This window comes from Leeuwenhoekiella parthenopeia (assembly GCF_020782115.1).
In the GTDB taxonomy this organism is placed as follows: domain Bacteria; phylum Bacteroidota; class Bacteroidia; order Flavobacteriales; family Flavobacteriaceae; genus Leeuwenhoekiella; species Leeuwenhoekiella parthenopeia.
In genome coordinates this window covers 66472-89655 of record NZ_JAJGMW010000005.1, presented here as the reverse complement: position 1 = coordinate 89655, position 23184 = coordinate 66472, and the positions used below count along the sequence as shown (strand labels likewise).

Sequence of the window (23184 nt, the reverse complement as noted above, 5' to 3'; positions counted from 1 at the left end):
TTTTTTTAGAACAAGGATTATTTTCGTTATAGCTATAACTTATCAGATAGCAGTTATACTTGGCCAGTATTAGTTTCAAAATTATTTTCGCAGCATTTTAACCCCTTCATACTAATTTTGCTACTTTGCAGTTATTGCTTAATAATCAACTAAGATTTGCAGACTTCGGTACAAAAAATACTTCTCGTGGCCTTACTTCTCGCCGTTTTGGCAGGTTGTTCCCGTAAGAAAGATAAATTTCTAAGTAGAAATTTTCACGCGATTACTGCAGAGTACAATACGCTGTTCAATGGCAGGCAGGCTTTTGAGCAGGGACGTGACGCTCTTATTGAGAGTTATCAGGATAATTTTTGGGAGATTTTACCGGTAGAACGCCTGGACTCTCCAGACTTTATACCGCTTCCCGGTGAAGCCGTAGATCCCAGTTTTGAGCGTGCCGAAGAAAAAGCCATAAAAGCCATACAAAAACACAGTATGGAAATAGACGGCACCGAGCGTAATCCCCAGATTGACGAGGCGTTTATGCTTTTAGGTAAAGCCCGATATTACGATTTGCGCTACGTGCGTGCACTTGAGGCTTTTAATTATATTCTGGCGTATTATCCCGCCAGCAATAACATTGCTCAGGCCAAAATCTGGAAGGCCAAAACAAATCTGCGCCTTAATAACACCAAAATTGCAATTGAAAGTCTGCACAAGCTTCTTGACGAGGAAGATGCTTTAGACCAGCAGGATTTTGCTGACGCTTCGGCTATGCTGGCTCAGGGTTATATTGAAGAAAACCGACTGGACAGCGCTTTGGTCTATATTGAAAAGGCCGCTTATCTCACCCGTAAAAACGAAGAGAAAGGCCGCTATTACTTTATAAAAGGGCAATTGTATGACCGCGTAGGTCAACCGCTGCTAGCCAATGCCAATTACGATAAGGTAATCGATCTCAATCGTAAGTCGCCGCGCAGGTATATGATCAATGCGTATGTTAACAAACTGCGCAATTTCAATTATGAAGGTCAGGATCCACAGCTTGCCTTCAATCTTTTGACAGATCTGGAAGAGAATCGGGAAAACAGACCTTATTTGGATATCATTCAGCATCAGTTTGCTCAGTTTTACCTCAATGTGGGACAACAGGATTCGGCAGTTTCTTATTTCAATAAATCCATTCGTGCCAACAGTCCAGATAACTATTTGACCTCGCGTAATTACCTGAGTCTTGGCGATCTCAATTTTGACAATTCAGAGTACCTCATTGCAGGGGCATATTATGACAGCACGCTTACTTACGTACCCGAAAATACCCAGGAGTACCGCCGTATCAGCAAAAAGCGCGAGAATCTCAATGATGTGATTCTCTATGAAGGCATTGCCACACGCAACGACAGTATTTTAAATCTGGTGCGCATGAGTGATGCAGAGCGCACAGCTTATTTTGAAAATTACATCACAATGCTCAAAGAAAAACGGGCAAAAGATTCGATTGCTTCAGAAATTGCAGAGGCTACTTTGGCAAATAATGAGTTTTTTGTTGCGGATAACAGCAATGGGCCTCCCCAGGGCGGAAGCTTTTACTTCTACAACCCAACTCAGGTTGCACAGGGAAAACTCGATTTTAAAAACCGCTGGGGTTCGCGCCCTAATGAAGATTACTGGCGTATCTCAACCAGACTCGGCGTCTTGCCAGACGAAGCTGCGACTGCCGCTCAGCAGGAAGATCAGGACTTTGGTGATGACAAATTGTATTCGATAGATAGCTATGTGAGTAAAATACCGACTGCCCCGGCTGCTGTAGACAGCATTCAAACCGAACGAAATTTTGCCTATTACCAGCTGGGTTTAATCTATAAGGAGAAATTAAGCGAACCCGTTTTAGCCATTCAGCGGCTTGAAAACCTGCTTGCCAGTAACCCTGAAGAACGCTTAATCCTTCCGGCGAAATACAATTTGTACCAACTTTATGAGTCTGAAGGCGACACCTTCAACCGGGACAAGAATAAATTCGATATTCTTCAGAATTACGGTGATACCCGTTACGCCAGCATTATTAAAAATCCAGGTAAGACCCTTGAGCAGGATCAATCTAGTCCCGAAGCCGTTTACAACAGGTTGTATAAGCAATACGAAAATCAGGAGTACGAGGCGGTAATCGCTAAATCTCAGGATTACATTGATGAGTTTGCCGGTGATACTTTCGCGCCAAAATTTGAACTCCTAAAAGCACTGGCAACCGGTAAGCTTAAAGGCTTTGGTGCCTGGGAGGAAGCGTTAAATTATGTTGCGCTCAATTATCCCAATCAGGACGAAGGTAAACGTGCCAAAGAATTACTGGAAAAGGGATTGCCGGCCGTTAAAAGTTCAGATTTTATTGCCGATGCTGAAGCTTTCAGCTTTAAACTGCTGTATCCTTATGTAAAAAATAATCATCCCGAAACCCTTAAATTGAAAGACGCTGCACAAGCTTTTTTGAGTCGGCAGTCGCGTAAGGATTTGAGTGTTTCAATAGATGTTTATGATGAAAACACCGAATTTTTGGTTTTTCATGGTTTTGTTTCTGCAGCCGAAGCTTTAATTTTTTCAGAAACGCTAAACCGCGAAAAAATCATTGGGATAAAAGAAGAAGAACCTGTTGTTATAAATTCGCAAAATTATCGAACCATTCAGATACACAAGAATCTGCAAGCCTATAAAAATCTAGAAACGAAGTGATGAGAAAAGACAAAGGAAGAACCGAAATCGAAGACGGAAGTAAGCAAAACCGAATCAGTAAAGGGACTTCTATCACCGGAGAGATCAAATCTGAAGGTGATTTTAGAATTGACGGAAGCCTTGAAGGAAAGATGGAAAGCACCGGTAAAGTTGTCATTGGTAAAAACGGAATGCTTAAAGGCACACTCATTTGTAAAGAGGCAGATCTTGAAGGTACCGTTGATGGTACTCTGGCGATAGAAGGATTACTTAACCTCAGAAGTTCGGCTGTGGTGAAGGGAGAGGTGACCACCGGGAGACTTTCGGTAGAGCCGGGAGCAGATTTTAATGCAACCTGCGTTATGGGAACCGGGGTTAAGAACTTAACAGACGATGTCAAACAAGAAGCCGGAAAGTCCGCTTAAAAGCTGGGCCAAATTTTCTACTATTGCGATCCAGATGGGATTGACGATTTACCTGGGTAATCTCCTCGGAGAATGGCTTGATCGCAAATTTGAAACCCAATTTCTGGAGCCCTTAGTTTCACTCCTTGCCGTTTTTCTGTCTATGTATGTAATTATACGCGCCGTAAAAAGCCTCAATTCATGAATCTTAACAAACGCTTACTAAGCAACGCCGCCTTATTACTGGTGACAGGTGTTGTCGCTTACTTTTTGCACAGTGGTTTGCTGCAGTTGCTTGACATAGAGCTGCCTTATAAATTGCTTAATTTTTACCTGTTTGCAGGGATTAGCAGCCTTATCATTTGCCTCACATTTATAAGCCTTCCTGCGTTGGTTCCGGCATTTTACGACAAGTTGGGCTTTATTTTTTTATTCACAATTTTTGGCAAACTGCTTTTTATGGGATTGGTGTTTAAAGATTTGCTGTTTCAGGAAGAAGTTTTTACACGTTTGCAGCGGCTTAGCATGTTGATACCCATATTTATATTCTTAATTTATGAGGTATTACTCCTGATCAGGATATTAAATAAAAAAACCTGATTTTATATTTGCATAAAAAAGGTGCTATTGTGAATAAAATGATTAGTTTTGCACCAAATTTTAGCAAGCCTGATTTTTTAAAAAATTATAATGAAGATAAGTTCTTTACGCATTCATTTTCTAGCTGTTATCAGTTTTTTATTGATAGGATCTTTTGCAAGCGCACAAGAGCAAAGTGTGGCAGAAGCTAATGATGAGGGTCCTGTAGACACGCAGAAGGAAATTACAGATTATACCAATCATCACCTCAAAGACTCTCACGACTTCCATTTGTTCTCGTACACAGATGCAGCGGGAGAGCGTCAGCACTTTGGGTTTTCTTTGCCGGTAATTGTTTGGGCAAGTAATGGTCCCGTGGCCTTTATGTCTTCAGAGTTTCACCACGATATTGATGGTGAGGTAGTTGTTGAGGCAGGAGGAAGCCGTTTTGTGAATCTACACGACAAAATTTACGAATTAGAAGAAGGTGCAGAAGAAATCGTTATGGGCGAAGATCACCATCCGGTTAATGCGCATCATCCCTTCGATTTATCGATTACTAAAAGTGTTTTCGGGATTATCCTGGTTGGGCTGTTGTTGCTTTTCTGGTTTGGTTCACTTGGAAGACAATACAAAAGGAAAAATATCCCTACCGGTTTTGGCCGCGCTTTAGAGCCGTTGGTGATTTATGTTCGTGACGAGATTGCCCGCCCCAACATTGGCGAGAACAAGTATCGCAAGTACATGAGTTTCTTGTTGACGGTGTTTTTCTTTATCTGGGTTTCAAACCTATTGGGGATGACGCCTTTTGGGTTCAACATCACCGGTCAGATTGCAGTAACCGTATGTCTTGCGCTGTTCACTTTTGTAATTGTGCAGTTTAGCGGAAACAAAGATTACTGGAAACATATTTTCTGGATGCCCGATGTACCGGTTATTATGAAAATCATACTTATTCCTATTGAACTTTTAGGAATCTTAACCAAGCCTTTTTCCCTGCTTATACGTTTGTTTGCAAACATCACTGCCGGTCACGTAGTGGTAATGGGTTTAATTGCTTTAATGATCACATTAAAAGCCCAGTTTGGCGCTGTAGGTTCTACAGGACTTTCTCTTGTACTTACGCTCTTTATCTCGGTTATTGAAATATTAGTTGCATTCTTACAGGCATTTATCTTTACGATGCTATCGGCCCTGTTCATTGGTATGGCGGTTGCAGAACACGACCATCATCATGAGCACGATGCCGAAGGTCATGAGATTGACGATGTGGAGGATGTGAGAGAAAGTTTTGTTTAATTTTTAAATCAATTGTTATGTACAATTTAATTGGAGCTGGATTAATCGTTATCGGTGGTGGTATCGGACTAGGACAAATCGGTGGTAAAGCGATGGAAGGTATCGCTCGTCAACCTGAAGCGGCTGGAAAGATTCAAACTGCGATGATTATCATCGGTGCACTTTTAGAAGGTCTTGCTTTCGGTGCGTTGATTTTAGGTAAATAATCCCAGTTAAACAACTAAGCAATTCCTGCAACGGTTGGTTGCAGGAGTTGTTTTATTTAAAACATTAAATTAGAGATGGATCAATTATTAAATGATTTTTCCCCGGGCTTGTTTGTAATGCAAGCCGTTATTTTGCTGATTCTCATCTTGTTGATGAAGAAATTTGCGTGGAAACCTATCTTAAACTCTTTAGACGAGCGTGAGCAGGGAATCCAGGGTGCACTTGATGCGGCTGAAAAGGCCCGTTTGGAGATGAAAAATCTTCAGGCTGATAACGAAAAGGCACTACAGGAAGCACGTATAGAGCGTGATGCTATGCTTAAAGATGCCCGTGAGATCAGAACAAAAATGATCGCTGAGGCTGAAGATGATGCTAAAGAGCAGGCTTCAAAAATTATCGCACAGGCGCAGGAAGCTATTGAAGCCGAAAAACGCGCTGCAGTTGCAGAATTAAAAAATCAGGTAGCTGTACTCTCATTAGAAATCGCCGAGAAAGTGGTTAAAGATGAGCTTTCAGATAAGAATAAGCAGATGCAGTATGTAGAGAAAATGCTGCAGGACGCTAACCTTAATTAATATAAAAAGCAGTTCATGTCTTCAAGAGCAGCAATTCGTTATGCAAAAGCTATTTTAGATCAGGCCCGCGAGAAGGGAACTGAAGAGGTGGTTTTTGGTAACATGAAATCAATTAGCGCTACCCTCAATGCGAGCAAAGAATTGCGCAGTGTGCTTAAAAGTCCGGTCATAAAGGCTGAAGATAAGCGTGCTTCGTTACAGGCCATTTTTAAAGGCCATGATGTAAGTACCCTAAGTCTTATTGATCTTTTGGTCGATAAAAAACGATCTGCTATATTGGGAGAAGTGGCAGCAGCATACTTAAAGCTGTATAATACTTCAAAGGGTATTGTTTCGGCCAAAGTAACCACGGCAGTGGCTTTAGATCCGTCATTGGATTCAAAGATTTTGGCCAAGGTAAAATCCCTTACCGGTAGTGAGGAAGTTTCACTTGAGCATCACATCGACCCGAGTATTCTGGGTGGTTTTGTCCTGAGAATAGGAGATGTTCAATACGACGCCAGTGTGAGCAATCAACTGGATAAAGTACAAAAAGAATTTAGTAAACGTATATAATTAAAATGGGCTTTAATTTTTTAAAGCCTGCTTAGATATCAAACAAAATGGCAGAAGTAAATCCAGCTGAAGTTTCATCAATTTTAAAGAAACAACTTTCAGGTTTTGAAGCCTCGGCTTCTTTAGACGAAGTAGGTACTGTACTTACCGTGGGTGATGGTATTGCCCGTGTTTACGGTCTTTCTAATGCACAATACGGTGAACTTGTAGAGTTTGACGGGGGATTAGAAGGTATCGTACTTAACCTTGAAGAAGATAACGTAGGGGTTGTACTCTTAGGTCCTTCAAAAGAAATTAGTGAAGGAGCAACCGTTAAGCGTACCCAACGTATTGCTTCGATCAATGTAGGTGAAGGTATTGTTGGCCGTGTGGTTAACACACTGGGTCAGCCTATAGACGGTAAAGGAGCGATTCAGGGTGAAACTTTTGAGATGCCGCTAGAGCGTAAAGCTCCGGGAGTAATCTACCGTCAGCCGGTAAACGAGCCGTTACAAACAGGTATCAAATCTATCGATGCGATGATTCCTGTAGGTCGTGGTCAACGTGAGCTTGTTATTGGTGACCGTCAGACCGGTAAAACAACGGTTTGTATTGATACCATTTTGAATCAAAAAGAATTTTATGACGCAGGTGAGCCTGTATATTGTATCTATGTAGCTGTAGGTCAAAAAGCATCTACAGTTGCCGGTATTGCCAGCGTTCTTGAAGAAAAAGGTGCTTTAGCCTATACCACTATCGTAGCTGCAAACGCATCTGATCCTGCTCCTATGCAGGTGTATGCGCCTTTCGCAGGTGCTGCAATTGGTGAGTATTTTAGAGATACGGGTCGTCCTGCTTTGATCATTTATGATGATTTATCAAAACAGGCGGTAGCATATCGTGAGGTATCGCTTTTGCTTCGTCGTCCACCGGGTCGTGAGGCATATCCTGGAGACGTTTTCTTCCTGCACTCGCGTTTATTGGAGCGTGCTGCAAAAGTTATTGCAGATGATGAGATCGCAAAAAACATGAATGACCTACCGGATAGTTTAAAGCCTATCGTAAAAGGTGGTGGTTCATTGACTGCACTTCCAATTATTGAGACACAGGCTGGTGACGTTTCGGCATATATCCCTACTAACGTGATTTCGATTACAGATGGTCAGATCTTCTTAGATGGTGACTTATTCAACTCTGGTGTACGTCCTGCAATTAACGTGGGTATTTCGGTATCTCGTGTGGGTGGTTCTGCTCAGATCAAATCAATGAAGAAAGTTTCGGGTACTCTAAAACTGGATCAGGCGGCTTTCCGTGAACTGGAAGCTTTTGCGAAATTTGGTTCTGACCTTGATGCGGCTACACTTAGCGTAATCGAAAAAGGTAAGCGTAACGTGGAGATTTTAAAGCAGGCTGAAAACACGCCATATACGGTAGAAGATCAGATTGCGATTATCTATGCAGGTTCTAAAAATCTGTTGCGTAATGTGCCTATCAATAAAGTTAAAGAGTTTGAGCGCGATTATTTAGAGTTTCTTAATGCCAAGCACAGAGACGTGTTAGATGCCCTTAAAGCAGGAAAACTTACTGACGAGGCTATTGATACCTTAACTACAGTAGCTAACGATCTTTCATCGAGGTATAAAAAGTAATTCAGAATTCTAAATTCAGAATTTTGAATTGTTATGTCTTACGTTCCTAGAAATAATGCGATTGTTGATAAGTCATTTTATTTTGCCTGTGATATTGTTTTGTATTCACAAAAGCTGAAGTCAGCTGGTTTTTATGAAATAGCAAGTCAACTTCTGAAGTCAGGCACAAGCATTGGAGCAAATGTTAGGGAATAGCAAAGAGCTGTAAGTACTAAAGATTTTAAAAATAAATTGGGAATAGCGTTAAAGGAGGCTGAAGAAACTCAATATTGGATGCAGATCATAGACTATACTAAAGTCTTTAATGTGCCCGCAGAGCTCTCTGAAAAATGTGATGAATTATTGAAATTGTTGGTTCGCATAATCAAAAACTCATAATTCATAATTTATAATTCATAATTTAAGAAATGGCCAATTTAAAGGAAATACGTAACCGCATTTCATCAGTATCTTCTACGATGCAGATCACCAGTGCCATGAAAATGGTGTCTGCTGCAAAGTTGAAAAAAGCTCAGGATGCGATTACTGCAATGCGACCTTATTCTGATAAACTAACCGAGTTGCTTCAAAATTTGAGTGCTTCACTCGAAGGTGACAGCGGTAGCCGTTTTGCAGAAGAGCGTCCTGTAGAAAAGGTTTTGGTTGTTGCAATATCATCAAACAGAGGTCTTGCCGGTGCTTTTAACTCAAATATCGTTAAGGAGTCTAAGAACATTGCAGAGAATGCTTATGCCGGGAAACAAGTACACTTCTTGACTATTGGTAAAAAAGCAAACGACATCCTTAAAAAATCGTATCAGGTTATTTATAACAACAATGCCGTTTACGATGATCTTACTTTTGAGAATGTAGAGGAAATTGCAGAGCGTGTGATGACTTTATTTACTGATGGTGTGTATGACAAAGTAGAGTTGGTCTACAACTCTTTTAAAAACGCAGCAACTCAGGTAGTAATTCGCGAGCAGTTTTTACCAATTGTTCCATTGAAGGAACAGTTTGAAGATGTGACGCCTGGCAATGTGGATTATATTTTTGAGCCTTCTAAAGCCGAAATTGTAAAACAATTGATTCCAAAATCATTAAAGACCCAGTTCTTTAAGGGAATTCGTGATTCAGTAGCAAGTGAGCACGGCGCACGTATGACTGCGATGCACAAGGCGACAGATAACGCCAAAGAATTGAGAGATCAACTTAAGTTGACCTATAACAAAGCGAGACAGGCAGCCATTACAAACGAAATCCTTGAAATCGTGGGTGGTGCAGAAGCCTTAAACAATTAAGAAAATAATTTTTATCTTGAAGCCTCGCAATTTGCGGGGCTTTTTGGTTTAATCCCTATACCATCCCGACGGCTTTCGCGTTAACTCAAAAAGCAGTTTATGATGCACTTAAAATGGCTCTCACTTTTTATTCTGATGATAATTACGTCCTGCGGGGGCAGTTCAGAACTTGTAAATGATCCTCCTTTTAAAATTTTAGAAGCAGAAAAAGAACCTTTACAAGTAGACGGACATAAAGTATTTTTCCGTACCTCGGCTTTACCCCGGGATGTTGCTTTCAAAAGCATGTATTTCGGTCAGCGTAAGGCTACCGTGCTTTGGGATGCAGAGAACACCTACTATGCAGATTTCCCATTGTACACTTCAGATGGCGAGAAAGTCCTTTCTTCCAATATGGCTGAGGAGTCTAAAAATCCGTTACCCGTAATGCCTGTTGAAGTACCCCACGCGATTAAAGAGAATGAAGCCCTGTTACACTATTCGGTAGGAGAAGACAGTTTTTACACCATTTTTGAAGTGCAATAAGTCCCACAGTTTAGCTGGGGAATGCTACTTTTACATCTTATTTCAGCTTTAAAACCAAACTTTAAAAAGCTATTTCTTGAGCATCCTAAAGCGTTTTGTTAAAGATACGGCGGTCTATGGCCTGGCAACGATTTTGCCGCGCATAATGAGCGTGGTACTGGTTTATCTGCATACCGATAAGCTGGAGACTTCAGGCTACGCCGAAAACACCTCGTTTTACATTGGAGCCGCGTTTCTCAATGTGATGCTTACTTACGGTATGGAAACCGCTTTTTTTCGGTTTTTTTCAAAAGCGAAAGATAAACAACGCGTGTATAGTACCGTCCTGATAGCACTTACCACAACAACATTGCTCACTTTCGGCATCCTTTGGCTGTTTAAAACACCCATTTCTGAAGCTCTAGAACTGCCTGTACGCTATTTTGGTTATCTCCTGGGGGTGGTTATACTTGACGCCCTGGTTGTGGCCCCATTCGCGTATTTACGCGCCAAAGGCAAGGCACTGCGTTTCGCAGGAATCAAACTCATCAACCTTGCGATTTATGTAATTCTAAATATAGGGTTGCTTTGGGCCATTCCGCATTTTGGATTAAACTTCAGTTGGTATAGTACAGACGCGTATTTGGTTTATATATTTTTCGCAAACCTAATGGCCAGTGCGGTGACCTTTCTGCTCATTTTGCCTGACTTTTTCACGACCCGCCTTGTTTTTGACAAACAGCTCTTTGGCCAACTCTGGCGCTACGGCTGGCCGGTTTTGGTTGCAGGCCTCGCTTTTGTAGTCAATGAAAATCTGGATAAGCTCTTACTCGCCAATATGTTTGATGATAAAGATATTATGGGCGCCTATTCCGGTTGCTACAAGCTGGCTGTATTTATGACCATTTTTATTCAGGCGTTTCGATTGGGTGCAGAGCCTTTCTTTTTTAACCACGCCAGCAGTAAAAATGCTCCGGCAACGTATGCTACTATTCTCAAGTATTTCACAATAGCCGGTGCCTTGGGTCTTATGATCATCGTGTGTTTTATTGACTTTTTTAAAGACCTGCTCATCGGTAATGCCGATTATTTTATTGCGCTTGAGATTGTTCCCTACATTCTGCTGGCCAATTTATTTCTGGGTATTTACCACAATCTTGCGGTGTGGTATAAACTCACCGATAAAACGCTTTACGGAATGTACTTCTCGCTCGTTGGTGCCGGGCTAACCATTGGCTTAAACTGGTATTTTATTCCACTAATTGGTTTTATGGCTTCGGCTTACGCTACCGTAGCGGCTTATGGCGCGATGATGCTCATCTCGTACTATTTTGGGCAACGCCATTACCGCATTCCGTACAACAGCCTGCGCATTGTGCTTTATTTGGTCTTGGCGATGGGAAGCGCCCTGCTTTCGTTCTATATTTTTAGAGGAAATTACATGGTCAATACCCTGTTTATTTTGCTTTTCGCAGGAATCACATTTGCGCTGGAAGGCCGCGAACTCAAACGAATTTTAACCAAAAAATCAGCATAAGTATGCAAATCAATATCATCAACAAGTCCAGTCACGACTTGCCCCATTACGAGACCGAAGCTTCAGCAGGAATGGACCTTCGCGCCGAGCTTGATGCGCCCGTTACCCTCAAACCTTTGGAGCGTGCCATCATCAAAACCGGATTTTTTATAGAGCTTCCCGTTGGGATCGAGGCACAGGTGCGTCCCCGTAGCGGTCTGGCGGCCAAAAAAGGGATCACAGTGCTCAATGCACCCGGAACCATCGACGCCGATTACCGAGGTGAGATAGGGGTGATTCTGGTGAATTTATCGAATGAAGATTTTACAATCGAAAGCGGGGAGCGTATAGCCCAGCTTGTGATCGCCAAACACGAGCGCGTCGAGTGGAATCCTGTAGAGGTATTGAGCGAAACTGCCCGCGGAGCAGGTGGCTTTGGAAGTACAGGTACAAAATAGCGATGAGCTATTTGTCCTTTTCCGCGAAGGCGGAAAACTCTTATGAAAACCAGCCACACGAAGTCAAGAAGGCGGAAAACTTTCAATAGTCAACCAAGAGCTTCATCGTGCTATCGCTCCCGATAAACTTCGGCGGAAAACTCATCCGGAAAACTTTTTATAGTCAACCAGGAGCTTCATCGTGCTATCGCTCCCGATAAACTTCAGGGGAAACTCCCTTAAAAAACTCAAAACTTGAATCAGCCCAGAATACAATCGCTTTATACCTATCCGCTTAAATCTGCGGGAAGCGTTGCCTTGCAACAAACGCAGGTAGGCGACCTGGGTTTTGCCCACGACCGGGAGTTTGCACTGGTTAATGCCGAAAACAAAATCCTCACCGCCCGCGAAAAACCACAGTTGCTGCAGGTAGAGGTTGCCTTAAAGACTGATGTGATGGGGATTTCTGCGGAAGGAACTGCAATCGAAATTCCTTTAAATGCCGAAGAAGAAAGCGTTTACGAGTTAGAGCTCTTTAAAAAACCGGCATTTGGGAAAGCGGTTTCCGGGAAAGCTGACGAATGGTTTAGCGGACTCTTTGATGAACCTTTGCGTTTGGTGCGGTTGTATCCTCAAAAACTGCGTCAGGTAAGTGCGAAATACGCGTTAAACGAGGAGCATCCCATTTCGTTTGCAGACGGTTTTCCTATTCATTTGATCTCAGAAGCTTCGGTAGTTGATCTCAATACGCGATTAGAACAACCGCTTCCGGTGGAGCGCTTCCGGCCCAACATCGTGACTTCAGGAGTTGAAGCTTATGCCGAAGAAACCTGGAAACAGGTTATAATTGGCGATTGTATTTTCGATGTGATTACCGCGACGCCGCGCTGTTCGCTCATTACCATCAAACCCGAAATTGCCGTTTTTGACTCCAATCAGGAACCTTTACGCAGTCTTTTCGCCTATAAAAAAGAGGGAAACCAAATCAATTTTGGCGTGTACCTGATCCCAAAAACTACCGGAATGATTTCTCTAACCGATTCCGTACATCTTAAATAGCTGTTAGTGAATTCGGCAAACAATCAAATCCTTTGTATTTTGCAGCATCGCCGGCTGATTACCAGAAGCAGTCGGTGTCTATACCTACAATTAAAACACAAGAAATGAAAATCATTGTCCCTATGGCAGGCCGCGGTTCCCGACTGCGACCGCACACCCTTACAATACCCAAACCCCTGATTCCCATTGCCGGTAAACCCATTGTACAGCGCCTGGTTGAAGATATAGCCGGTGTTTTAGAAGAAAAAATTGAAGAGATCGCCTTTATCATTGCAGAGGATTTTGGCCCTGAAACCGAAGAAAACCTCAAAGCAGTGGCTCAAAGTCTGGGTGCAAAAGGCACGATTTACTATCAGGATAAACCCCTGGGCACCGGGCACGCCATTATGTGTGCTCAGGATTCGCTAAGCGGACCCTGCGTGATCGCTTATGCCGATACACTTTTTAGGGCCGATTTTGCGTTAGACAAGGAGGCAGACAGCGTAATCTGGGTAAAACAGGTTGCAAATCCGCAGGCGTATGGTGTGGTGTCGCTTAATGAGGCTGATGAAATTACCGGCCTGGTTGAGAAACCGGCCGAGTTTGTATCAGACCTTGCAGTGATTGGTATCTACTATTTTAAACAGGGCGAAGTGCTTAAACAGGAACTTCAGGCGGTTTTAGATGCCCAGTTGATGCACGGCGGCGAGTACCAGATCAACGACGGTATCAAGCAAATGCAGGCTAAAGGCTACGTCTTTAAGCCCGGAAAAATTGACGAGTGGATGGATTGCGGAAATAAAAACGTGACGGTGGAAACTAACGGCAGAATGCTTCAGTTCTTGCATAAAGAAGGGAAGCATCTCGTTTCGGAAACCGCAAAACTGGAAAACGCATCGATTATTCCGCCTTGTTTTATTGGCGAAAATGTGGTGATTAAAGACAGCACTGTGGGACCTAACGTGTCTGTAGGTGTCGGAACGGTAATTGAAAACAGCAGTGTTTCTGAAAGTTTGATTCAGAATTTCAGTACAATTACTAATGCGCAGTTAAAAAATGCGATGATAGGCAATCATGCCAAATTCGATGGTAACTTTACCGCGATAAGCATCGGGGATTACTCCGAATTGATTTAGATTTTATAGATGAAATGGCTCTCGCTCATACTCGTATTCTTTTTGTTTTCGCCTTTGGCGGAAGCACAGGAGCCCAGTCCCCTGCAAGATGAAAATGTGGATGAGCTTGAAGATGTGACCGATGATTTTCAGGAGCTGTTTTTTGAAGCCCTGAAGCAAAAAGGGATCGAAAACTACGACCGGGCCATCACAGCTCTGGATAAATGCATCAATCTGCGCCCGCAGGAACCCATTTTGTATTTTGAAAAAGGGAAAAATGAAGCCGCATTAGGCAACCTGCAGCAGGCTGAAAATAACTACCTCAAAGCCCTTCAGCTCAAGCCCAATCAACAGGACATTATGGAAAGCCTGTATGAGGTCTATTACGCCCGTCAGGATTTTGAGAAAGCGATTGATCTGGTGAAGGACCTGGCGAAATTTGATTTGCGTTACGAGGAAGATTTGGCGCGTATTTACGTGCTTAAAGGAGATTTTGAGCAGGCGATTAAGGTGCTTGATAAACTGGATGCCGAGTTGGGTAAAGACGCCTATCGCAATCAGATTCGCACTCAGGCTTTAGCCCTGAGCGGAGGAGATTTTAAAGAGCAGATGCTTTTGGAAAAAATCAAAGCCAGTCCGCAGGAGGAGCAAAATTACCTGAACCTAATCTATGTATACAGCGAGCAGGGCAAGACCGATAAAGCTTACGCCACTGCTCAAAAGTTGCTTAAGGTGAATCCGCAGGCAGACGAGGTACATCTAGCGCTTTATAAATTCCATTTGGAAGAAGGAGCTGTTCCGCAAGCCTTAAAATCGCTCGAAAAAGTGATGAAAAGCAAGCGTATTGATCCAAAAGCCAAGCACAGTGTACTCAATGATTTTTTGATTTTCGCAGATCGCAATCCCGAGTATCAGCCCGAACTGGAGGAAGCCGTCGCGCTGTTTTCTGAGGAAGAAAACACCGATGTAAGCGAAGAACTGGGCGCCTATTACCTGAAAAATCAGGAAACCGATAAAGCCTTATCCTATTACGAGTCTGCTTATAAAAATGAACCTACAGATCTGGGTGTCCTGCGTAATTTAACCCTGCTTAAACTAGAAGCCGGGCAAAATAAGGAAGCTGCTGCGTTGAGCGAGGAGGCTTTAAGCCTGTATCCTGCTCAGGCTGTGTTTTATTTGGCTTATGGTGTTGCTCAAAATGAGCTCGGCAATTTTAAAGACGCTGTAAGCTATCTCGAGATGGGCATAGATTATGTAGCGGAAAACCCAAAAATGGAGGCCGATTTTTACCGGCAACTGGCTCGTGGCTATACCGGTCTGGGTGATGCCGCAAAAGCGGAAGCCTATCAAAAACGCCTCACAAACCTGAATCAATAAATGCAAACAGTATATAAAATTTTCATTCTTGTTTTAGTTGTCAGCCTTTCGGCCTGTAAATCTACCCGAAGCGTAGCCTCAACCGAAGACCTGGAATCTGCAAAAATTATCGCTTCCCATTACGATACCCATCCGCAGTTTGAAACCCTGGCTGCACGTTTAAAAATCCGTTATCAGGATCCCGGAACCAATCAAAGCGTGACCGTAAGTCTGCGTATGAAAAAGGGAGAAGCCATCTGGATGAGTGCTTCAGTGCTGGGAATTTCGCTGGCTAAGGCGATGATTACTCCAGATCGGGTTCAGTTTTACGAGAAAATAGACGGTTCCTATTTCGACGGAGACTTTGAATTACTCAGCGAGGTGCTGGGCACCGAACTCAATTACGAGCAGGTAGAAGCGCTACTTTTGGGGCAGCCTATTTACGATTTACGCAGCGGTGGTTTTAGTGCCGGGCCTACTTCTACGCGTTATGTGATCGCTCCGCGAAAGCAGTCTGCGCTGTTTGATCTGTTTTTCTATTTGAATAGCGGGTCGTTTACGCTTCAGCAGCAACGTCTAACGCAGCGGGAAGAAAGTCGGGATCTGGTGATTGATTATGGAGATTTTACCAGAGAACAGGCCGGTTATTTTCCGTCAGAAATATACGTAAAAGCTCAGGAAGGCGACAAAGCCACTCTGATTGATATCGAATACCGCGGTTTAGACTTTAATAGGCCGGTAAGTTTTCCATTTTCAATACCTTCGGGGCTTAAAGAAATCGAATTGTAATGCAGTCATCCCGCTTTTACAAACTACTCATTTTTATGATGCTCCTCCTGGGAGCTTCTACGCTTTTCGCCCAAAACGACCGTCAGGCTGAACTCGAGCGCCAGCGCCGGCAGTTGATGAGTCAGATTGAAGAGCTGAGCAAACTGCGCCAAAGCAACAAAAAAGACGAGCGCAACGTGCTGAGTCAGGTTGAAGATCTGGATTCTAAAATCAAGACTCGCCAAAACCTCATTAAGGTTACAAACAGTCAGGCCAATTTGCTCACGCAGAAAATAAACCAGAACATTAATAAAATAAGCGATCTGCGCGACGAACTCGAAAAGCTTAAGACCGATTATGCCGCGATGGTCGAAAAGTCATACAAAAGCAAGAGCAGTCAGAGCCGGATTATGTTTTTGCTGTCTTCGGAAAGTTTTTTGCAGGCCTATAAGCGGGTGCAGTATATGAAGCAGTACAGCAATTACCGCAAAAAGCAGGGCGATCAAATTAAAGAGCGCACCGAATTGCTGAAACAAACCAACAACGACCTTATAAAGCAGAAGGAAGAAAAGCAGCAACTTATTGCCCAAAACCGCGAAGAGCAGGAAAAACTGGAGGCCGAGAAAAAGCAGCAAGATGCGCTTATTGCCAAAATCAGGGAGAAAGAGTCGACGTATGTGGCACAAATTCGCGAAAAGCAAAAGGCTGCAGACCGTATTGATAAAGAAATTGACCGCCTGATACGCGAGGCGATTGCGGCTTCTAAAAAGGAGACCGGGGCCGTAGCTACTAAAGTTGAAAAAGCGGGGGAGATGCCTACCTTTAACCTGACTCCGGCAGCCAAAGCCCTGGCAAGTGACTTTGCGTCCAACAAAGGGCGTATGGATTGGCCGGTAGAACGAGGCAGAATTTACAAACGCTTCGGGACTTCTCAGCATCCTACTTTACCAAATATTACGACCTACAACAGTGGGGTAGAGATTGAAACTGCTCCCGGGAGCGTTGCACGTGCCGCTTTTAAAGGTACGGTTCAACAGATACAATTGATACGTGGCGGAGGTTATACTATACTTATACGTCACGGAAATTACCTTACCGTCTACCAAAACCTTAAAAACCTTAAAGTTAAAGTAAATGATGAGGTTTCAACCAAGCAGGCCTTGGGCGAAATAGCCGTAAACTCCTTCACCGGTAAAACCATCCTGAAATTCCTGGTTTACAAAGATTCTCAGCGCCTTAACCCCGAAGAGTGGGTGTATAATATGTAGATTTTCTAAGTAAAAAGGCGCAACCTTTTTTTGAAATAGGTATCTCTCTGTAAAACACAGTATGAGGATTTTTTACTTTTTGGTTGTTTGCTTTGTTTTCGGCTCTTCTTTTTCCTGCGAAGAACCCATTCTCGATAATTCGCGAAGCCGCGTCAGGGGACAGCTTGTTGATGAGAGCGGAAGTCCCATACCTGGAATCTACGTTGAGGTAAGTGCACAAAGTACCCGTCTGGGTTTTAGTTATACTGATGATGCCGGTTTTTTTGAATTTACATCACTTAACTCTTCTTATGATGATGTGGCGTTACATATTAACGAACCATTTACTAAAGGCAGTTATAACGAGGCCTTTACTTCAATAAGTTATTTTAATAACAATTTTTTAGAAGCAGAAAATACGGTCAATTATGGAGTGGTTGAATTACCACGTCTCGCAACCTTTGAACTGGTAACCAAACCGGAAACAGGTACCGAAAACACAGTCGATTTCAGACTAACCTACACAGATGTATTTTGCGAACGCAATCGGGTTGATTTTGAAGAAGAAGTGTCTAATTCAAGAAACTGCTTTGAAAACCTGGAACAATTTGACAGAAAAACTCCCGATGATTTTACAGACAGCTTCTCGGTATCAACACCGCTTAACTCGCTGGTATTTTTAGACTATCGCATTAATAATGGCGAAGAAATACGAGTTGAGATTCCTGTAACTAATTTGATGACCAGTTATGAGCTCAGCTATTAAACACGTTATTTTCTTTGTCCTTATAGTTTTTTACTGCGGAAAAGCTTTTGCTCAGGACAGTACATCAACAAAAAATAATGATTGGAAACGTCGTGGATTTATTGATGCCGGTATTTATTTGGCAAATCCAGGGAAGGAATCATACGTCGCGGGGGGCTATGAACTTTCACCGGGTATACAGGCTTCTGTTTCCGGATACCTATTTCCTAAAGTGCTTTTCGGGGCTCGCTACGCTACGTTTAAAGGAACAGTTACCGATAAGCAATTAGTTGGTGATTATTCTGAAACACGGTTCAGCACCTTTGGAGTACAGCTGGGATATGATTTGATTTCAAACCGAAGATTTCAGATTAGGCTTCAGGGAGGAGCAGGAGCAACAACGCATATCCATACAAAATCAATTCCCCGGGATTTTAGAGAAAATGGGGGATCCCTATGGTTTAATCCGCAATTGAATGTTCCTCTTTGGAAATGGCTGGCCCTTTATATTATGCCCGAGTATCGGGTAGATTTTATGGCCACCAATGTTCCTGCAGAATTGAAAGATGCTTTTGGTACTATTAGTTATTTAAATGCTTCGGCAGGTTTTCAGATTCGGCTTTAGCCTATTCAAACAAGGCCTTCAGCTCGGTCGCATCATTAGCCTTCATCTTACCGGCAAGTACCAGACTGAGTTGTTTTCTGCGTAAAGCGGCTGCATAGCGCTCTTTCTCCTGTTCGGTTTCGGGTTTGATTTCGGGGATGGGTACGGGTGAACCGGTGCGGTCAACAGCAACAAAGGTGTAAATGGCGTCATTTGCCTTAGATCTCAGGCCACTTTCCCGATCTTCTACCCATACGTCTATGATGACCTCCATCGAGGTCTTAAACGCTCTTGAAATGGTTGCTTCAACCGTTACCACGCTTCCCAGAGGGATGGCTTTGTTAAAAGCCACGTGATTTACCGAAGCTGTAACTACGATCCTTCTGCTGTGACGGCGGGCAGTAATACTCGCAACACGGTCCATACGAGCCAGCAATTCACCCCCAAACATATTGTTTAGCGGATTGGTCTCATTAGGAAGTACGAGGTCGGTTTGTACCGTTTTCGATTCAGAAGGTGTTTTTGCGTTCATCAAGCTTTTATTTTCGGCAAAAATAGGAAGAATACTAGCAACAGAGACTAAAAAAGCCCCCGAGTTGGAGGCTTTCAAAAAGGTTTTTTCCGTATTGGTAAAGCTTAGTCAAGCTCCTGTACTAACATCCAGGCATTAGGATTGTCTGAATTACGCACTTCACGCAAAGCCTTTGCGGCTTCATCGCGATCAGCATAGCTTCCGTAAACCACCTGATGCAGGCCGTATTTGTTAGTTCCTATTAACCGGGCTTTATAGCCGGCTTCACGCAACTCTTCAACTTTTAATTCGGCATTTTCAGGAACCCGGAAAGCACCCGCAACAAGATGATAATTTCCTTTGGGTTTAAACACGTTTAAGGTTACTGCCGGTAACGGATTTTCTATCGTAAATGTGGCTTTCTGGATCGTTTGATCTACCACCTGTTTGGCTTTTTGCTCTTCGGCCAGATTGTGATCTGCAATATCTTTAAAGTACATGAATCCCAGTGAACCCGAAAGGCCTACAGCAAGCAGACCTGCTGCAGCATACTTAACCCAGGGTGAATTGCGCTGTTTTTGCTCTAAGGTTACTACTTTTGGTTGGGCTGCCGGCTCTTCAACAACGGGTATTGCACGTGTTACCGCATCAAAGCTGTAGGTAGCAAGACCAAATGCTTCCGTCAGGAAATTAGACTCACCCGCAGGTTCAAAATTGATTTTACCCGCTTCATTCTTCGACAGGGTTCCTATTTTATCAAAAACCACCTCGTTGCCGGCCTGAAGGTCGGCATTCAATCGCGCTGCAAAATGCTGTACATGCTGCAATGCTTCGGCATAACTAATCGATTCGGCTGAAGCGGCATAGTTTGCCAGCAGGCCATCATTTTGAGTTAGCTGGGCGTTAAACGATAAACGTTTGTAAGGCGGGAAAAAGGTGTGCGTTTCTGCGTCATGTCGCGCTGCAACGCGATGGCCTAAAAAGGCTCCAAAACCGGGTATGATTACACATTCATACCGGTATAGTAAATCGCTGATGTAGGTTGTAAAATGCATGTCGTAAAATTATAAAAAAATGACGGCGGCCTTGAGTTATAAACCGTGATTTGTTAACAATTTTATAATACCTTTAGTTTAAGTTCTTTAGCGCCCCCTCAGTAAACTTAATAGCCCGGTCTTTATTTTATGACGCAAGACGAACTCCACGCATTTCTTACACTGCAACGCATTCCCAATCTGGGGGATACGTCAATAAAGCGATTGATCAGCCGGTTTGATTCGGCTGAGCAGGTGCTGCGCCAAAAAAAGGAAACCTTATTAAAAATTGACGGCATAGGCGAGTTCAGGCTGAAGGCTTTTTTCGATAAAACCCACAGACTTGAAGCTGAAGAAGAATTAAAATTTATAGAGGCAAACGGTATCTCGTATTGCAGTTTTCTGGATGCTGATTATCCCCAGCGTTTAAAACATTGTGTTGACGGTCCCATTCTTTTATTCAAGAGAGGAAGCGCGGGTTATGAAAATCCACGTACGCTATCTATCGTTGGCACCCGTAAAGTAACTACCCACGGCCAGCAGTTTATCAGGAAATTTATCGAAGAACTGGTACCTTTAAAACCCCTGATTGTTTCGGGATTTGCATACGGGGTAGATATCGCCGCCCATACAGCTGCTCTTGATAATGAGCTGGAAACGCTTGCTGTTCTGGCTCATGGTCTTAATCAGCTGTATCCAAAAATACATGCTAAATACCAAAAGGCGGTGGAGCGACAGGGTGCTTTTATTACCGATTTCTGGAGCTCTGATGCTTTTGACCGAACTAATTTTTTACGACGCAACCGCATTATTGCCGGTTTAGCCGAAGCTACTCTGGTTGTCGAAAGTGCCGAAAAAGGAGGTTCTCTGGTCACGGCAGAAATTGCCAATTCCTACAACCGGGATGTTTTTGCAGTTCCCGGCAGGCCTGAAGATATTCAAAGTGTAGGCTGTAATAATTTGATCAAAACCCAAAAGGCGCAATTGATTACCAGTGCAGCAGACCTCGTTTATCATTTAAACTGGCAACCCGAGGAAGTCTTCAAGCCGGTTCAAAAGCAACTTTTTGTTGAACTTACCGAAGAGGAAAAGATCATCTGGCGGCTTTTATCTGCTAACGGAAGGGAGCAACTCGATCTGATTGCCTTAAACTGCGGTTTGCCTACCTTTAAAACAGCCTCCCTGCTTTTGAATATGGAACTCAAAGGCGTGGTCCGACCGCTTCCGGGAAAGCTGTTTGAATTGACCTAGTAACCCAGCTTTTCGCGTACGCGATTTAAAACTCCGTTTGCGACTTCACGGGCTTTTTCTGCTCCTTTTTCGAGAGCCGCATCTACTTCTTCCAGATTATTCATATAATAGGAATAGGCTTCGCGCTCCTTAGCATATTTTTCCACCAAAAGCTCATACAAGGCTTGTTTTGCATGACCATACCCGTAGTTTCCGCCTAAATAATTCTGACGCATCTGAGCAACTTCGGCTTCTGAAGCAATCACTTTGTACAGATTGAAAACATTACAGGTATCGGGATTTTTAGGTTCTTCAAGAGGCGTGCTGTCTGTCTGAATACCCATCACCTGTTTTCTCAATTGCTTATCGGGCAAAAAGAGGTTGATGTAATTGTCGCGGGACTTGCTCATTTTTTCGCCGTCAGTCCCGGGAATGTATTTGGTGTTCTCTTCGATTTTAGCTTCGGGCATGACAAAGGTTTCACCCATCTGTGCGTGAAAACGGGAAGCTACATCCCGGGTCATTTCAATATGTTGTAATTGATCTTTTCCTACCGGAACAAATTCAGCATCATACAACAAGATATCTGCCGCCATAAGCATCGGGTAGGTAAACAGTCCCGAATTTACATCGGCAAGCCGGTCTGATTTGTCTTTAAACGAATGGGCGAGGGTGAGACGCTGGTATGGGAAAAAGCAGCTCAGATACCACGCAAGTTCTGTGGTTTGGGGAACGTCACTTTGACGGTAAAAAACGGTTTTTTCAATATCAAGACCAAAAGCAAGCCAGGCTGCGGCAACCGAGTAGGTATTCTCTTTTAAGACCGAAGCTTCTTTGATCTGAGTAAGTGTATGCAGATTTGCTATAAACAAAAAAGACTCGTTTTTGGAGTCATTTGCCATTGTGATTGCAGGGATAATCGCGCCCAGCAAATTACCTAAATGCGGTGTGCCTGTACTTTGAACACCGGTTAAAATTCGTGACATTCCTTAATTTTAATTTGACACAAAGTTACCCCTTTTGACCGATTAACTCTTTTTAAAATGTCTATTTTTGACAGGGACAAAACCTCAAAAAAAGTAACTAATTCAACTAAACCGGAATGATAAACATCTTGCGTAAGATATTGATTTTGCTTTGGCGCATTTGGTTTTACATCATTCTCATTGTTCCTATTTTGATTTTGTTTCCCATCCTGCTAATATCGGTTGCAAAAGATTCGTGGTATCCGTTTTTCTTTAGACTGGCGCGTTTTTGGGCTCGTATCATCTTATTTGGCATGGGTTTTTGGCCAAAAATTGAGCGGCTTGAGAAAACCGAACCCGGAAAGAGCTATATGTATATTGCCAATCACACTTCAATGGCAGACATTATGCTGATGCTGCATACGGTGCGTAATCCTTTTGTGTTTGTAGGAAAGCAGGAGTTGGCCAGATTTCCCATCTTTGGATATTTCTACAAACAAACCTGTATTCTGGTTGACCGGGGAGACCCAAAAAGCCGGCTTGCTGTTTTTGAAAGTGCCCAAAAACGGCTTAGACAGGGTTTGAGTATCTGTATTTTTCCTGAAGGAGGCGTGCCCGACGACACGTCTGTGGTTTTGGATTCATTTAAAGATGGTGCATTTAGACTGGCTATAGATCATCAGGTCCCCATTGTGCCAATGGTTTTTTATGACAACAAGAAGCGTTTTTCCTATAATTTCTTCACTGGATCACCGGGTGTGATGCGTGTAAAGATTTTGCCTTTTATAGAAACCGAAGGTAAAGAACCCGGCGATCGTCGTGAACTGCGGGATCAGGCTTTTAAAGCGATTCACAGCGAGTTGCTGAAAGACCAAACAACGCCAGATGCGATAAAGGGCTAAAGA

General features: G+C 43.2%; 25 protein-coding genes and 1 pseudogene. 23 read left to right on the top strand and 3 right to left on the bottom strand.

The genetic code is table 11. The features are described 5' to 3' along the window. Positions 1–186 precede the first annotated feature (186 nt). The 21 genes and pseudogenes from porW to LLW17_RS05370 all read left to right on the top strand — a co-directional run bounded on the left by porW (position 187) and on the right by LLW17_RS05370 (position 18560). On the top strand, positions 187–2703 hold the full coding sequence (gene porW / locus LLW17_RS05470) for a type IX secretion system periplasmic lipoprotein PorW/SprE (protein WP_228229253.1): 2517 nt from the start codon (positions 187–189) through the stop codon (positions 2701–2703). Then, positions 2703–3107: a bactofilin family protein gene (locus LLW17_RS05465; protein ID WP_228229252.1), complete on the top strand. Its 405-nt coding sequence runs from the start codon at positions 2703–2705 to the stop codon at positions 3105–3107. The genes porW and LLW17_RS05465 overlap by 1 nt, the downstream gene beginning before the upstream one ends. Further along, positions 3076–3291, top strand: coding sequence for an AtpZ/AtpI family protein (locus tag LLW17_RS05460; protein ID WP_228229251.1), 216 nt, complete (start codon positions 3076–3078; stop codon positions 3289–3291). The genes LLW17_RS05465 and LLW17_RS05460 overlap by 32 nt, the downstream gene beginning before the upstream one ends. After that, positions 3288–3686 (top strand): DUF6168 family protein, encoded by a 399-nt coding sequence (locus tag LLW17_RS05455; RefSeq protein WP_228229250.1) that lies wholly within the window; start codon positions 3288–3290, stop codon positions 3684–3686. The genes LLW17_RS05460 and LLW17_RS05455 overlap by 4 nt, the downstream gene beginning before the upstream one ends. Before the next feature lie 90 nt (positions 3687–3776). Beyond that, entirely contained in the window at positions 3777–4964 is a 1188-nt protein-coding gene (gene atpB / locus LLW17_RS05450) for a F0F1 ATP synthase subunit A (protein ID WP_228229249.1), read from the top strand. 17 nt (positions 4965–4981) lie between these two features. After that, on the top strand, positions 4982–5170 hold the full coding sequence (gene atpE, locus LLW17_RS05445) for an ATP synthase F0 subunit C (protein ID WP_004569351.1): 189 nt from the start codon (positions 4982–4984) through the stop codon (positions 5168–5170). A 75-nt stretch (positions 5171–5245) separates the two neighbouring features. Then, entirely contained in the window at positions 5246–5746 is a 501-nt protein-coding gene (locus LLW17_RS05440) for a F0F1 ATP synthase subunit B (protein ID WP_228229248.1), read from the top strand. 15 nt (positions 5747–5761) lie between these two features. Next, positions 5762–6301 carry an ATP synthase F1 subunit delta gene (gene atpH / locus LLW17_RS05435; protein ID WP_228229247.1) on the top strand — a complete coding sequence of 180 codons (540 nt, stop codon included), beginning with the start codon at positions 5762–5764 and terminating at the stop codon, positions 6299–6301. A 47-nt stretch (positions 6302–6348) separates the two neighbouring features. Next, positions 6349–7929 carry a F0F1 ATP synthase subunit alpha gene (gene atpA, locus LLW17_RS05430; protein WP_228229246.1) on the top strand — a complete coding sequence of 527 codons (1581 nt, stop codon included), beginning with the start codon at positions 6349–6351 and terminating at the stop codon, positions 7927–7929. Between the two features lie 33 nt (positions 7930–7962). Next, a pseudogene (locus LLW17_RS05425) lies at positions 7963–8307 on the top strand (four helix bundle protein). A gap of 29 nt (positions 8308–8336) precedes the next feature. Then, a complete protein-coding gene (gene atpG, locus LLW17_RS05420; RefSeq protein WP_228229245.1) occupies positions 8337–9209 on the top strand; it encodes an ATP synthase F1 subunit gamma in 873 nt (290 codons plus the stop codon). Positions 9210–9308: 99 nt separating this feature from the next. Next, complete coding sequence (locus LLW17_RS05415; RefSeq protein WP_228229244.1) at positions 9309–9734, top strand: hypothetical protein; 426 nt, start codon at positions 9309–9311, stop codon at positions 9732–9734. A 76-nt stretch (positions 9735–9810) separates the two neighbouring features. Beyond that, complete coding sequence (locus LLW17_RS05410) at positions 9811–11250, top strand: oligosaccharide flippase family protein (protein ID WP_228229243.1); 1440 nt, start codon at positions 9811–9813, stop codon at positions 11248–11250. 2 nt (positions 11251–11252) lie between these two features. Next, entirely contained in the window at positions 11253–11687 is a 435-nt protein-coding gene (gene dut / locus LLW17_RS05405) for a dUTP diphosphatase (protein ID WP_228229242.1), read from the top strand. 234 nt (positions 11688–11921) lie between these two features. Further along, on the top strand, positions 11922–12725 hold the full coding sequence (locus LLW17_RS05400; RefSeq protein ID WP_228229241.1) for an MOSC domain-containing protein: 804 nt from the start codon (positions 11922–11924) through the stop codon (positions 12723–12725). Between the two features lie 104 nt (positions 12726–12829). Beyond that, positions 12830–13840: a sugar phosphate nucleotidyltransferase gene (locus tag LLW17_RS05395; RefSeq protein WP_228229240.1), complete on the top strand. Its 1011-nt coding sequence runs from the start codon at positions 12830–12832 to the stop codon at positions 13838–13840. Positions 13841–13849: 9 nt separating this feature from the next. Beyond that, positions 13850–15196, top strand: coding sequence for a tetratricopeptide repeat protein (locus tag LLW17_RS05390; RefSeq protein ID WP_228229239.1), 1347 nt, complete (start codon positions 13850–13852; stop codon positions 15194–15196). Continuing rightward, the gene (gene lolB1 / locus LLW17_RS05385) at positions 15197–15964 is read left to right on the top strand and encodes a lipoprotein insertase outer membrane protein LolB1 (protein ID WP_228229238.1); all 768 of its coding nucleotides are present in this window, start codon (positions 15197–15199) and stop codon (positions 15962–15964) included. After that, positions 15964–17211 (top strand): murein hydrolase activator EnvC family protein, encoded by a 1248-nt coding sequence (locus LLW17_RS05380; protein ID WP_228229237.1) that lies wholly within the window; start codon positions 15964–15966, stop codon positions 17209–17211. The genes lolB1 and LLW17_RS05380 overlap by 1 nt, the downstream gene beginning before the upstream one ends. A gap of 61 nt (positions 17212–17272) precedes the next feature. After that, positions 17273–17956, top strand: a complete 684-nt coding sequence (locus LLW17_RS05375) for a carboxypeptidase-like regulatory domain-containing protein (RefSeq protein WP_228229236.1) — start codon at positions 17273–17275, stop codon at positions 17954–17956. After that, positions 17940–18560 (top strand): hypothetical protein, encoded by a 621-nt coding sequence (locus LLW17_RS05370; protein ID WP_228229235.1) that lies wholly within the window; start codon positions 17940–17942, stop codon positions 18558–18560. Before LLW17_RS05375 ends, LLW17_RS05370 begins: the two co-directional genes overlap by 17 nt. A gap of 1 nt (position 18561) precedes the next feature. Here LLW17_RS05370 and LLW17_RS05365 read toward each other — a convergent pair whose 3' ends face one another. Next, on the bottom strand, positions 18562–19071 hold the full coding sequence (locus LLW17_RS05365) for an acyl-CoA thioesterase (protein WP_228229234.1): 510 nt from the start codon (positions 19069–19071) through the stop codon (positions 18562–18564). A gap of 104 nt (positions 19072–19175) precedes the next feature. Further along, complete coding sequence (locus LLW17_RS05360) at positions 19176–20105, bottom strand: HU domain-containing protein (RefSeq protein WP_228229233.1); 930 nt, start codon at positions 20103–20105, stop codon at positions 19176–19178. A gap of 129 nt (positions 20106–20234) precedes the next feature. Between LLW17_RS05360 and dprA the strand changes: the two genes are divergently transcribed. Further along, a complete protein-coding gene (dprA, locus tag LLW17_RS05355; protein WP_228229232.1) occupies positions 20235–21335 on the top strand; it encodes a DNA-processing protein DprA in 1101 nt (366 codons plus the stop codon). Here dprA and trpS read toward each other — a convergent pair. Then, positions 21332–22300 carry a tryptophan--tRNA ligase gene (trpS, locus tag LLW17_RS05350; RefSeq protein ID WP_228229231.1) on the bottom strand — a complete coding sequence of 323 codons (969 nt, stop codon included), beginning with the start codon at positions 22298–22300 and terminating at the stop codon, positions 21332–21334. The two genes, dprA and trpS, sit on opposite strands and share 4 nt — an antisense overlap. Before the next feature lie 116 nt (positions 22301–22416). Here trpS and LLW17_RS05345 point away from each other — a divergent pair, with 116 nt between their 5' ends. Then, positions 22417–23181, top strand: a complete 765-nt coding sequence (locus LLW17_RS05345; protein ID WP_228229230.1) for a lysophospholipid acyltransferase family protein — start codon at positions 22417–22419, stop codon at positions 23179–23181. Positions 23182–23184: the final 3 nt, after the last annotated feature.